We start from the raw sequence: 13047 nt of genomic DNA, 5'->3' as shown, positions 1-13047 counted from the left end.
GCGCGCAGGGTCTCACGCGCATCTTCACCGTCGACCCGGACAGCCCCGCCTATGTGTGGAAGCACATTCTCGCCGGCATGTTCATCACGATCGCCATGACGGGCATGGACCAGGAAATGATGCAAAAGAACATTTCCGTGCGCACCTTGCGCGACTCGCAAAAGAACATGCTCAGCCTGACCGTGGTACTGACGGGCGTGCTGCTGCTGTTCCTGTTTTTGGGCGGACTGCTGCACCTGTACGCGCCGCTGGCCGGCGTGACGGCGACGGGAGATAAACTGTTCCCCGCCGTCGTGCTCGGCCACTTCCCCGCCGTGGTGCAACTGATTTTCTTCATCGCCCTCATCTCCGCCCTGTTTCCCAGCGTGGATGGGGCGCTCACGGCCCTCACGTCCACCTTCTGCATCGACATTTTGGGCGTGCAGCGCAGGCCGGAGTTGAGCGCGGCGGCGCAGATGCGCTGGCGCCGCCGTGTGCACCTGGGTTTTGCCGCCCTGTTTTTGATCCTGATCATGGCCTTCAAGTGGCTGGACGACCCCAGCATGATCGGCGTGATCCTGAAGCTGGCCAGCTATACCTATGGTCCGCTGCTGGGCCTGTTCGCCTTCGGCCTGCTGAGCCGGCGCGGCGTACGCGACCGCTGGGTACCGCTGGTGGCTGTGGCGGGGCCGCTGCTGTGCGCGCTGATCGAAGGGGAGCAGGCGCGGCTGTTCGAACATTACCGCATCGGCCTGGAACTGCTGATCATCAATGGCGCCCTGGTGCTGGCGGGCCTGTTCCTCATTTCCACGCCTGTGCCAGTGCATGCCAAAGACGAGGTACAGTTGTCAAAATAAGACGATTCAAGCCGTTTTCAGTTATATTGGTTTCCTTTAGGTACATAACCCACGGAGCATCAATGTCACTCAACCCCTTCCCGCCGCTGCGTCGCGGCTTTGGCGCATTCTGGCGCGCGCTGGACGCCACCCGCCGCGCGGTCATCAACCTGATTTTCCTGCTGATCGTCATCGCCATCCTGATCGCCATCTTTGGCGGCGGCGCCAAGCCCCTGGCGGACAAGACCACCCTGGTGCTGGACTTGCAAGGCCCGCTGGTCGAGGAAGCCCCGGGCGGCGTGCGCGAGGCGGTGCTGGCCAATGTCAGCGGCGAAGCCAAGAAAAACGTGCAGCTGCGCGACGTGCTGGCGGTGCTCGACACGGCGGCCAAGGACAAGAACATCGGCTCCATGGTGATCCTGCTCGACGAGCTGCAGGGCGGCGGCCTCGCTTCGCTGCGCGAAGTGGCGGCCGGCGTGGAGCGTTTCCGCGCCACCGGCAAGAAAGTCACGGCCTGGGGTTCCAGCTACAACCAGCGCCAGTACCTGGTGGCGGCCAAGGCCGACGAGGTATTCCTGCACCCGATGGGTGGCGTCATGCTGGAAGGCTTTGGCCGCTACCGCAATTACTACCGCGACGCGCTCGACAAGGTGGGCGTGACGGTCAACCTGCTGAAAGTGGGCACGTATAAAAGCGCGGCCGAGCCTTTCATCGCCAACGGCCCGTCCGAAGCGGCGGCCGAAGCGGACCGCTACCTGAACAACGGCCTGTGGACCACCTACACGACGGACGTGGAAAAGGCGCGCAAGCTGCCGGCCGGCGCCATCATGCAAACGATCGACAACCTGCCCGCGCTGATGACGGCCGCTGGCGGCGACCTGGGCAAGCTGTCGCTCAATGGCAAGTTGGTCGACGGCCTGAAAACGCGCGATGAACTGCGCCAGTTCATGATGGCGCGCGGCGCCAAAAATACGGAAGGGACGAACTTCCGCCAGATCAATTACACGGACTACCTGGCGCGCCTGCGCCCCGTGCATATCGGCGACGCCGTCGGCGTGGTCATCGCCTCCGGTGAAATCGGCGACGGCATCGCGCCACCGGGTGCCATCGGCGGCCTGTCCACCTCGCGTCTGATCCGCCAGGCACGCGAAGACAAATCGATCAAGGCCATCGTGCTGCGCGTCGATTCGCCGGGCGGCAGCGCCTTCGGCTCGGAATTGATCCGCCGCGAACTGGAACTGACGCGCGCCGCCGGCAAACCGGTGGTCGTCTCGATGGGCAACGTGGCCGCTTCGGGCGGTTACTGGATCAGCACCTCGTCCGATGAAGTGATCGCCGACGCGGCCACCATCACCGGTTCCATCGGCGTGTTCGCGATTCTGCCGACGGCCGACAAGGTGGTGGAAAAGCTCGGCATCCACACGGCCGGTTCGCCGACCACCTGGCTGGCCGACGCGGGCAACCCCTTGCGTCCGCTCGATCCCCGCTTCGCGCAAGTGATCCAGGGTTCGATCAACCACGTGTATGGCGACTTCCTGAACCTCGCCGCCAGGGCGCGCAAGACGACGCCGGAAAAGATCAATGAAGTGGCGCAGGGCCGCGTCTGGACGGGCTTGCAGGCGAAAGAGCGCAACCTGGTCGACCGCATCGGCAGCTATGGCGATGCGCTGGCCTCGGCTGCCAAGCGCGCCAAGTTGGGCAGCGACTACCGCGTGACCTACCTGGAGCAGGAAACGTCGAACGTCGACCGTTTGATCGGCATGTTCGGTTCCAAGGCCATGGCCTCGCTGGGCCTGGGCGAGCACGTGAAACTGGGCCTGGCCACGACGGGCTTGCCGGCCGACGCGGCGCTGGGCATGGCGCAGGACCTCTCCTGGCTGTCGGGCATCACGCGCGAGCACAAGCCGTTCATGGCCCTCACGCACTGCCTGTGCGAGGTGCCTTTGGGCGGCAAGTAAGGTAAAAGGCCGGGGTCGGACCCGCCGGGTCCGACCCCATACAAAGGGGATAACGCATGGCAAGCGACATGAGCGGACCAACGGCGATCACCATCCGCCCCTGCGCCAGGGGCGATGAACAGGCGCTGGCGCTGGTGGGGCAATCGACTTTTCTTGAAGCGTTCGCCGGCATCCTCGATGGCGCCGACGTCATCGCCCATTGCCAGCGCCAGCACGACGTGCCGCTGTATCGCGACTGGCTGGCGCTGCCGGCCATGCGGCTGTGGCTGGCCGAAGCCACGCCCGGCGGCGCGCCCGTCGGCTACCTGGTGCTCAGTCCCGCCAGCCTGCCGGTGGCGGACCCGCATCCGCAAGACATGGAAATCAAGCGCATCTACCTGCTGCACCGCTTCCAGGGCCAGCGCGTGGGTCAGCGCCTGATGCAGGCGGCGCTGAGCCAGGCGCGCGCCAGCGGGGCGGGAAGGGTGCTGCTGGGCGTGTACGCGGAAAACCACGACGCGCTGGCGTTCTATGCGCGCTGCGGCTTTGCGCAGGTGGGACGGCGCACCTTCCGCGTGGGCCGCACCGACTATCAGGATGTCATCCTCGGCATGACCTTGTAGACCCAGATAAAGCATCGCCGCCTGAGCACCCGCGTGGCGCCAGGTCAAGGCCGATGGCGGGAGATTTGTAGCGAGTTTGTATCTGCTTGTGAGTCTCCCGCGTACCGCTGGCGCCAGGGCGCCAGGCCCCGCAAGCCTGATTTTTCCACCGTTCCCTCACAGCGCAGGCACGCCAGCCGCTCTTCCTGATCCTCCGATGCCAGTCTGGCTGTGTGTAATTGTTTCAAGTAGAAATGAAACAGATACATGACTATGCTAGAGTCGTTTCATGCTAGGGAGCGATGTTTTTTCAGCTGATTTTCAGCTCTTGTCTCCCCCGGCTGTGTACCGAAACAACCCCGAAAAACGGTCGTCCGGTCTGAGTGTGTTCCACCTCGGCCGGCGCCACAGACTCGCCGTGCCAGCGGCATATACAAGGATAAGCGATGGATTCGCAGACAACACCCAACACCCCGCGGCGCAGCCGCCGTTCGAAAATCGTCGGTACGGTCATCGCGCTGGCCGTGATGGCGGCGCTGGGGGGCGGTGCCTGGTACCTGACCCATTCCGGCGCCAGCGCCCCGGGCGGCCCCGGCATGGGCGCTCCTGGCGGTCCCGGTGGCCCCGGCGGACGGCGCGGCGGTCCTTCGACCACCGTGGGCGTGGCCACGGCCGTCAAATCCGACCTGCCCGTGGTGCTCGATGCGCTGGGCACGGTGACGGCCGCGTCCACCGTGACGGTGCGCCCGCAAGTGTCGGGTATTTTGAAGGAGCTGAAATTCAAGGAAGGCGGCATGGTCAAGGCGGGCCAGGTGGTGGCGCAGATCGACCCGGCGCAGTTCGAGATGGCGCTGATGCAGGCCACGGGTCAGCGCCAGCGCGATGAAGCGCAGCTGGAAAACGCGCGCCTGACGCTGAAGCGCTATCAAACCCTGCTGGGCCAGGATTCCATCGCGCGCCAGGACGTCGATACGCAGGCCGCCCTGGTGAAACAGCTGGAAGGCACCGTCATGACGGACCGCGCCGCCGAAGGCACGGCCAGGCTGAACCTGGGCTACACCAAGGTGGTGTCGCCGATCAGCGGCCGCGCAGGCTTGAAGGTGGTCGATATCGGCAACCTGGTCAGCACCAGCGACGCGGGCGGCGTGGTGGTGGTGACGCAGCTGTCGCCCATCGACGTGCAGTTTTCCGTGCCACAGGATAAAGTGCAGACCATCCAGGAGCGCCTGAATGCCGGCTCGGCCCTGCCGGCGCTGGCGCTGGACCGCACGCGCACGCACACGCTGGACAAGGGCGGCTTGAGCGCGCTGGACAACCAGGTCGACGTGCAGACGGGTACCGTGCGGGCCAAGGCCCGCTACGCCAACGACAAGATGGCCCTGTTTCCCAGCCAGTTCGTCAACGTACGGCTGGAACTGGGCAATATCACGGGCGCCGTGCTGGTACCCGTGACGGCCCTGCGCCACAGCAATAATGGCGACTTCGTGTATGTGCTGAAAGCGGATAAAACCGTCACCGTGCGCATGGTCACGCGCGGCCAGGCCACTACCGACATGGTGGAAATCCGCGCCGGCCTGGAAGCGGGAGAGCAAGTCATCACGGAAGGCGCCGACCGCCTGAAGGAAGGCGCGAAAGTCACGCTGGCGGGCGACAAGCCTGCAGGCGCGGGCGGCGCAACGGGCGCGAACGGCGAACGCCGCCACCGTCGCCAGCAGGCTGACGGCGCGGCCAGCGCATCGGCATCCGCATCCGCTTCCGCCTCCGCGCCGGCCACGGCGCCAGCGAAGGGCGCTGCGCAATGAGTCCATCGACGCCGTTCATCAAGCGCCCCGTCGCCACGGCGCTGCTGATGCTGGCCATTGTGCTGGCAGGGCTGGTCGGCTTCAAGTTCCTGCCGCTGGCCGCCTTGCCGCAGGTGGACTTCCCCACCATCCAGGTGCAGACCCTGTATCCGGGCGCCAGTCCCGAAGTCATGGGGCAGACCGTCACGGCGCCGCTGGAGCGCCAGTTCGGGCAGATGTCGGGCTTGCAGCGCATGAGTTCCACCAGCGCGGCCGGCGTCTCCCTCATCACCCTGCAATTCACCCTGGGCCAGACCCTGGACGTGGCCGAGCAGGAAGTGCAGGCCGCCATCAACGCGGGCGGTTCGCTGCTGCCGACCGACTTGCCGGCGCCGCCCGTGTACGCGAAGATCAACCCGGCCGACGCGCCCGTGCTGACCCTGGCCATCACGTCGGACACGATGCCGCTGACGCAGGTGCAAAACATCGTCAATACGCGTCTGGCGCTGAAGATCAGCCAGGTCAACGGCGTGGGCCTGGTCTCGCTGTCGGGCGGCCAGCGGCCCGCCGTGCGCATCCAGGGCGACACCAAATTGCTGGCCTCGTACGGCCTGGGCCTCGACAGCCTGCGCACCGCCATCGCGGCGGCCAACGTCAACAGCGCGAAGGGCAGTTTCGACGGTCCCACGCGCTCGTTTACCATCAACGCCAACGACCAACTGGTGACGGCGGACGACTACAAGCGCCTGATCATCACCTATAAAAACGGCGCGCCCGTGCGCCTGTCCGATGTAGCCAATGTCGTCGACAGCGCGGAAAACACGCGCCTGGGCGCGTGGTCGGGCAAGCGGCCGGCCATCATTTTGAACGTGCAGCGCCAGCCCGGCGCCAACGTCATCAAGACGGTCGACGCCATCAAGGCCCTGCTGCCGGACTTGCAGGCCAGTCTGCCGGCGGCCATGAAGCTCGATGTGCTGAGCGACCGCACCACGGGCATCCGCGCCTCCGTCGAACACGTGGAAATGGAACTGCTGTTGTCCGTGCTGCTGGTGGTGCTGGTGATCTTCGCCTTCCTGCACAGCATGCGCGCCACCGTGATCGCCAGCCTGTCCGTGCCGATTTCGCTGATCGGCGCCTGCGGCGTCATGTATTTGCTCGGCTACAGCCTGAACAACCTCTCCTTGATGGCCTTGACCATCGCCACTGGTTTTGTCGTCGATGACGCCATCGTCATGATCGAAAACATCGCCCGCTACATCGAAGAGGGCGAGACGCCGATGGCCGCGGCCCTGAAAGGCGCGTCGCAGATCGGCTTTACCATCATCTCGCTGACGGTCTCGCTGATCGCCGTGCTGATTCCCTTGCTGTTCATGGGCGACGTGGTGGGCCGCTTGTTCCGCGAATTTGCCATGACCCTGGCCATCACGATCCTGATTTCCGCCGTGGTCTCGCTGACCCTGGTGCCGATGATGTCGGCGCGCTGGCTGAAAAGCCGTGCCGATGAAAAAGTCAGCGCCACGGGCCAGCGCATCCAGGCTTTCCTCGACAAGGTCATCCATCAGTACGACCATGCGCTGGTGTGGGTGCTGAAACGCCAGGGACTGACCTTGCTGGTGGCCTTGGCCACCTTGCTGCTGACGGTGATTTTGTACATCACCATTCCGAAGGGCCTGTTCCCCACGCAGGACACGGGCCAGCTGCAGGCGCGCATCGAAACCTCGCAAGCCGTCTCGTACGAGCGCATGGCCACCTTGCAGCAGGCGGCCGCCAGCGCGTTGCTGGAAGATCCCGCTGTCGATACCTTGAGTTCCCTGGTGGGCGTCGATGCGGCCAACAATACCATGCTGCACACGGGCAGCATGCTGATCAACCTGAAACGCCCGCGCAGCGGCAATCAGGACGAGATCATGGAGCGCCTGCGCAACCGCGTGGCCAAGGTGGCCGGCGTGACCCTGTATCTGCAGCCGACGCAGGATCTGACCATCGATGCGGAATCGGGCCCGACGCAGTACCGCGTCTCGCTGGAAGGGGCCGACACGGCCACCGTCACCGAGTGGGCCGGCAAGCTGGCGGCGCGCATGCGCGAGCAATCGCAGTTGCGCAATGTCGTCACGGACGCGGGCGCCACGGGCGCCGCTGTCACCGTGGCGATTGACCGCGACAGCGCCGCGCGCATGTCGGTGACCACGGCCACCGTCGACGACGCGCTGTACAACGCCTTCGGCCAGCGCATTATCTCGACCATTTTCACGGAAACCAACCAGTACCGCGTGATTCTCGAAGCGCAGCCCGGCATCGTCACCACGCCGGCCGACCTGTCGGAACTGCAGGTGCGCACGGGTTCCGGCAAGTCGACGCCGTTGTCCGCGTTTGCCAGCGTCAGCGAAAAACAGGCGCCGCTGCAGATCACGCACGTGGCGCAGTACCCGGCCACGACGCTTGGCTTCGACACGACGCAAGGCGTGGCGCTGGGCAGCGCCGTCGACGCCATCCGCCAGGCGGCGAAGGACATCGCCTTGCCGCCATCGGTGACACTGACCTTCCTCGGCGCGGCCGGCGCGTATGAAAATTCGCTGTCGAACCAGCTGTGGCTCATTTTGGCCGCCGTCGTTTGCGTCTACATCGTGCTGGGCGTGCTGTATGAAAGCTACATCCACCCGCTGACGATTTTGTCGACCCTGCCGTCGGCCGGCGTGGGCGCCTTGCTGGCGCTGATGATTTCCGGGCAGGACCTGGGCGTGATCGGCATCATCGGCATCATCCTCTTGATCGGCATCGTCAAGAAGAACGCCATCATGATGATCGACTTCGCCATCGAGGCCGAACGCGACGAAGGGAAAAGCCCGCAGGAAGCCATCCACCAGGCCGCGCTGCTGCGTTTCCGCCCGATCCTGATGACGACCCTGGCGGCCCTGTTCGCGGCCGTGCCGCTGATGCTGGGCTGGGGCGAGGGCGCCGAGTTGCGCCGTCCGCTGGGCCTGGCCATCTTCGGCGGCCTGATCGTCAGCCAGGTGCTGACGCTGTTTACCACGCCCGTCATCTACCTGGGCTTCGACCGCCTGGGCCGCCGTTTCGGCAGCAAGACGGGCGGCGCGGTGAACCTGGATAAACCCGGGGACCATCCTCAGCCGGGGAGCGCCGCGTGAACCTGTCCGAACCGTTCGTCAAGCGCCCCATCGCCACCGTGCTGCTGACCATCGGCATCGCGCTGGCGGGCATCGGCGCCTTCTTCGTGCTGCCCGTCTCGCCGCTGCCGCAGGTCGACTATCCGACCATTTCCGTCAGCGCCAGCCTGCCCGGCGCCAGTCCTGAGACCATGGCCACCTCGGTGGCCACGCCGCTGGAGCGGCGCCTGGGCGTGATCTCGGGCGTCAACGAGATGACGTCGTCGTCGGGCACGGGTTCGGCGCGCATCAACCTGCAGTTTGACCTGAACCGCAAGATCGATTCGGCCGCGCGCGAAGTGCAGGCGGCCATTGCCGCCGCGCGCGTGGACTTGCCTGCCACCCTGCGCAGCAATCCGACGTATCGCAAGGCCAATCCATCCGACGCGCCCGTGATCATCCTGGCGCTGACGTCAAAGACGCGCACGCCGGGCCAGATCTACGACGCCGTGTCGAACCTGGTGCAGCAGAAAGTGGCGCAAGTCAAAGGCGTGGGCGACGTGGAACTGGGCGGCGGCTCGCTGCCTGCCGTGCGCGTGGAACTGCTGCCGTACCAGCTCAATCACTATGCCGTGTCGATGGAAGACGTGCGCGCGGCCATCCAGGCCACCAACGCCAACCGGCCCAAGGGGGCGATTTCCGGCGACGCGCGCAGCCTGCAGATCTATTCGGGCGCCAGCACGGCCTCGGGCGGGCGCAGCGCGGCCGACTACCGCAGCCTGGTGGTGGCCTGGCGCGACGGCGCCGCCATCCGTCTCGACGACGTGGCCGAGGTGGTCGACGGCGTGGAAAATACGAATACCCTGGGCCTGTTCAACGGCGACCCGGCCGTCATCGTGCTGATCACGCGCCAGCCTGGCGCCAACGTCATCGCCACGGTCGACGGCGTGCGCGCGCTGCTGCCGCAACTGCAGGCGCAGCTGCCCGGCGACATCAAGCTGCAGGTGGCATCCGACAGCACCAATTCCATCCGCTCGTCCCTGCACGAGATCGAGTTCACCTTGATTCTGTCCATCGTGCTCGTCGTGCTGGTGGTCAGCGCCTTTTTGCGCAGTGTGCGCGCCACCATCATCCCCGCCGTGGCCACCATCGTTTCTTTGCTGGGCACTTTCGGCGTGATGTACATGCTGGGTTTCAGCCTGAACAACCTGTCGCTGATGGCGCTGACGGTGGCCACCGGCTTTGTCGTCGACGACGCCATCGTGGTGCTGGAAAACACGCAGCGCCACATCGAGGCCGGCATGGACCGTTTCAAGGCGGCCCTGCTGGGCGCGCGCGAAGTGGGTTTTACGGTGCTGTCGATCAGCCTGTCGCTGGTGGCCGTCTTCATCCCGCTGCTGTTCATGGGCGGGCAGGTGGGGCGCTTGTTCCGCGAATTTGCCGTCACCCTGTCGGCCGCCGTGATGATTTCGCTGGTCATTTCATTGACCACCACGCCGATGATGTGCGCCTGGCTGCTGAAGAGCGGCCAGCAGCACAAGCCGCCCGGCCTGGTCGCGCGCTGGTTCGAACGCGGTTTCGAGCGCATGCTGAAAGTGTATGAACACTGCCTGGACTGGGCGCTGTCCAGCGCCGCGCTGGTGATGACCATCCTGGTGTTCGTCGTCGGCCTGAACGTGTATCTGTTCGCGGCCGCGCCCAAGGGCTTTTTCCCGCAGCAGGATACGGGCCAGATCAATGGCGGCATGCGCGCCGACCAGAGCATCTCGTTCCAGGCCATGCAGAGTAAATTGCGCCAGCTGGTCGACATCATCAAGGACGATCCGGCCGTCGCCACCGTCGTGGGCTTCACGGGCGGCGGACGGGCAGGGGGCGGCTTCATGTTCATCGACCTGAAACCCGCGTCGCAGCGCACCGACAAGGGCCAGGCCGTGATTGCCCGTCTGCGTCCGCAGCTGGCCAAGGTGACGGGCATCTCGCTGTTCCTCAACCCCGTGCAGGATTTGCGCATGGGCGGGCGCTCCAGCAACTCGACCTACCAGTACACCCTGATCAGCGACAACCAGGCCGACCTGAAGAAATGGGCGGCGAAGCTGGCCGACCAGATGAAGCTGCAGCCGGCCCTGATCGACGTCGATACGGACCAGGCGGAAAACGGCGTGGAAACCTTTGTCTCCATCGACAAGGACCGCGCCACGCAGCTGGGCGTGCAGGTGCGCGACATCGACAACGCGCTGTACAACAGCTTCGGCCAGCGCCAGGTGGCGACCATCTACGATGAGCTGAACCAGTACCACGTGATCATGGAAGTGGCGCCGCGCTATGCGCAAAGCCCGGAAGCGCTGCGCTCCGTGTACGTGCCGGCGTCGATTGCCGCCAGCACTGCCACGACCACCAGCGCAGCCGTGGCCACCAGCGCATCGGCGGTCACCGCGACGACGTCGAACACGACGGCCGCGCGCGATCCGTCCAGCGGCTCGGCCCTGTCCACCACCCTGGCGCACATGGTGCCGCTGTCCTCGTTCAGCAGCTTTGCCGAAAGCTCGACGGCGACCTCCATCAACCACCAGGGCGGCGAACTGGCGACCACCGTGTCGTTCAACCTGGCCGACGGTTATCCGCTCAGCGACGGGCAGGCGGCCGTGGCCCAGGCGGAGTCGGAAATCGGCATGCCGGTGAATGTGCGCGGCAGCTTCCAGGGTTCGGCGAAGAGCGCGCAGGACAGCAACAAGGAGCAGCCGCTGTTGATCCTGGCGGCCATCGTGGTGATCTACATCGTGCTGGGCATCCTGTACGAAAGCCTGATCCACCCGATCACCGTGCTGTCGACCCTGCCCTCGGCGGGGGTGGGCGCCGTGCTGGCGCTGCTGCTGTTCCGCATGGAGTTTTCCATCATCGCCCTGATCGGCGTGTTCCTGTTGATCGGCATCGTCAAGAAAAATGCTATATTGATCATCGACTTCGCGCTGGAGGCCGAGCGTTCGCGCGGCTTGACAGCGGTGGAAGCGGTGCGCGAGGCATGTTTGCTGCGTTTCCGCCCCATTCTGATGACCACCCTGGCGGCGGCGCTTGGCGCCTTGCCGCTGGCGATCGGTTTCGGCGAGGGGTCCGAGCTACGCCAGCCCTTGGGGGTCGCCATCATCGGCGGCCTGATTGCCAGCCAGTTACTCACATTGCTGACCACCCCGGTGGTCTACATCCTGCTCGACAAGCTGCGCACGCGCAGCGCCGACGAGCAGCAATTGAGCCGCATTCCTGGGCCAGATAACCCGAGCACACAATCATGAAGCAAGTAAAACCTATCGTATCGACCGTCCCCGCACGCCACCTGCTGGCACTGGCGGCGGCCGCAGTTCTCCTGGCCGGCTGCGCCGTCAGTCCCGCGTATGAAACGCCGACGGCCGCCGCGCCGCAAACGTTCAAGGAGGCGGCCGGCTGGCAGCCAGCCGTGCCGGCCGACACGCTGGAGCGGGGCCCGTGGTGGACCCTGTTCGGCGACGCGCAGCTGAACCAGCTGGCCGAAGGCATCGACATCTCGAACCAGAACGTGGCGGCCGCCATCGCCGCGTACGAGCAGGCGCGCGCGCTGGTGCGCGAACAGCGCGCCTCGCTGTTCCCGACGGTGAACCTGACGGGCAGCGGCGCGCGCTCCGGTGGTGGCGGCGAGCAGCAGACGAACAACAACTTCAAGGCCGCCATCGGCGCCTCGTGGGAGCCGGACATCTGGGGCCGCTTGCGCGCCGGCGTGACGGGCGCCGATGCCAGCGCCAGCGCCAGCGCGGCGGACCTGGCAGCGGCGCGCCTGTCGGCACAGGGCGAGCTGGCCACCAATTACTTTTCGCTGCGCCAGAGCGATGCGCAGATCGCGCTGCTCAATTCAACGATAACCGGCTACAAGCGGGTGCTCGACATCACCGGCAACCGTTTCAACTCGGGCATCGCCGCCAGGTCCGACCTGCTGCAGGCGCAGACGCAGCTGGCCAATGCGCAGATCGACCTGTCGAGCCAGACGCGCGCGCGGGCGCAGCTGGAACACGCGATCGCGATTTTGCTGGGCAAAGCACCGTCCGACTTCAGCCTGGCCGTGGCGCCGTGGACCCTGACCGTGCCCGAGGTGCCGCTGGGCGTGCCCTCGACCCTGCTGCAGCGCCGGCCCGACATCGCGGCCGCCGAGCGCAGGGTGGCCGTGGCCAACGAGCAGATCGGCATCGCCCGCTCCGCCTACTATCCGAGCCTGAATTTGACGGGATCGTATGGTTCCGGTGCCAGCCGTGTGGGCGACTTGTTCAATGCATCGTCGAGCCTGTGGTCGCTGGGCGTGTCGGCCGCGCAAACGCTGTTCAACGCGGGCGCCACCACGGCCAGCGTGGACGCGGCCAAGGCGGGCCATGAGGCGGCCGTGGCGCGCTACCGCCAGACGGTATTGAGTGCCTTTGGCGCCGTGGAAGACCAGTTGTCGGCCACGCGCGCGCTGGCCGAGCAGCTGGCCTTGCGCCAGCAGGCGTCGTCCGCCGCCGACCAGGTGGAGCAGCAGATGCTGAACCGCTACAACGCGGGCCAGGTCGGCTACACGGATGTGGTGACGGCGCAAGTGACGGCCCTGTCGGCGCGCCGTTCGCTGGTGCAGGCGCAGGCGGACCGCCAGACGACGGCCGTGGCCCTGATCCAGTCGCTGGGCGGCGGCTGGCATGTGCCGCAGGCGCAATAGGCGGCAGGCTGGCGCAGGCTGAAAAACCTGCGCCAAATTCGTGTTTTGCCGTGCGTCTTGGGTGCTAAAATGCAAGATTATCCATCCGCCAGCCTGGCGC

General features: G+C 65.9%; 6 protein-coding genes and 1 pseudogene. All 7 read left to right on the top strand.

Features of this window, described 5'->3' with window-relative positions; genetic code table 11:
• A pseudogene (locus K0F86_RS27380) lies at positions 1-836 on the top strand (sodium:solute symporter); the annotation flags it as partial.
• 62 nt (positions 837-898) lie between these two features.
• The gene (gene sppA / locus K0F86_RS06050) at positions 899-2773 is read left to right on the top strand and encodes a signal peptide peptidase SppA (RefSeq protein WP_219133558.1); all 1875 of its coding nucleotides are present in this window, start codon (positions 899-901) and stop codon (positions 2771-2773) included.
• 68 nt (positions 2774-2841) lie between these two features.
• Positions 2842-3375, top strand: coding sequence for a GNAT family N-acetyltransferase (locus tag K0F86_RS06045; RefSeq protein ID WP_219133556.1), 534 nt, complete (start codon positions 2842-2844; stop codon positions 3373-3375).
• Positions 3376-3800: 425 nt separating this feature from the next.
• Complete coding sequence (locus K0F86_RS06040; RefSeq protein WP_219133554.1) at positions 3801-5156, top strand: efflux RND transporter periplasmic adaptor subunit; 1356 nt, start codon at positions 3801-3803, stop codon at positions 5154-5156.
• Positions 5153-8281 carry an efflux RND transporter permease subunit gene (locus tag K0F86_RS06035; RefSeq protein ID WP_219133552.1) on the top strand — a complete coding sequence of 1043 codons (3129 nt, stop codon included), beginning with the start codon at positions 5153-5155 and terminating at the stop codon, positions 8279-8281. The genes K0F86_RS06040 and K0F86_RS06035 overlap by 4 nt, the downstream gene beginning before the upstream one ends.
• Positions 8278-11526, top strand: a complete 3249-nt coding sequence (locus K0F86_RS06030) for an efflux RND transporter permease subunit (protein WP_219133550.1) — start codon at positions 8278-8280, stop codon at positions 11524-11526. Before K0F86_RS06035 ends, K0F86_RS06030 begins: the two co-directional genes overlap by 4 nt.
• Positions 11523-12947 (top strand): efflux transporter outer membrane subunit, encoded by a 1425-nt coding sequence (locus K0F86_RS06025; protein WP_219133548.1) that lies wholly within the window; start codon positions 11523-11525, stop codon positions 12945-12947. Before K0F86_RS06030 ends, K0F86_RS06025 begins: the two co-directional genes overlap by 4 nt.
• Positions 12948-13047: the final 100 nt, after the last annotated feature.

The sequence above is a fragment of the Janthinobacterium sp. UMAB-60 genome (genome assembly GCF_900095235.1).
GTDB lineage: Bacteria > Pseudomonadota > Gammaproteobacteria > Burkholderiales > Burkholderiaceae_D > Janthinobacterium.
The sequence above is the reverse complement of the archived record's forward strand: the minus strand, read 5'-3'. Positions and strand labels throughout refer to the sequence as shown.

Bases quoted from the DNA above. Each gene is read 5' to 3' on its own strand.
- sppA (WP_219133558.1), top strand. From the start codon at position 899: ATGTCACTCAACCCCTTCCCGCCGCTGCGTCGCGGCTTTGGCGCATTC.
- K0F86_RS06045 (WP_219133556.1), top strand. From the start codon at position 2,842: ATGAGCGGACCAACGGCGATCACCATCCGCCCCTGCGCCAGGGGCGAT.
- K0F86_RS06040 (WP_219133554.1), top strand. From the start codon at position 3,801: ATGGATTCGCAGACAACACCCAACACCCCGCGGCGCAGCCGCCGTTCG.
- K0F86_RS06035 (WP_219133552.1), top strand. From the start codon at position 5,153: ATGAGTCCATCGACGCCGTTCATCAAGCGCCCCGTCGCCACGGCGCTG.
- K0F86_RS06025 (WP_219133548.1), top strand. From the start codon at position 11,523: ATGAAGCAAGTAAAACCTATCGTATCGACCGTCCCCGCACGCCACCTG.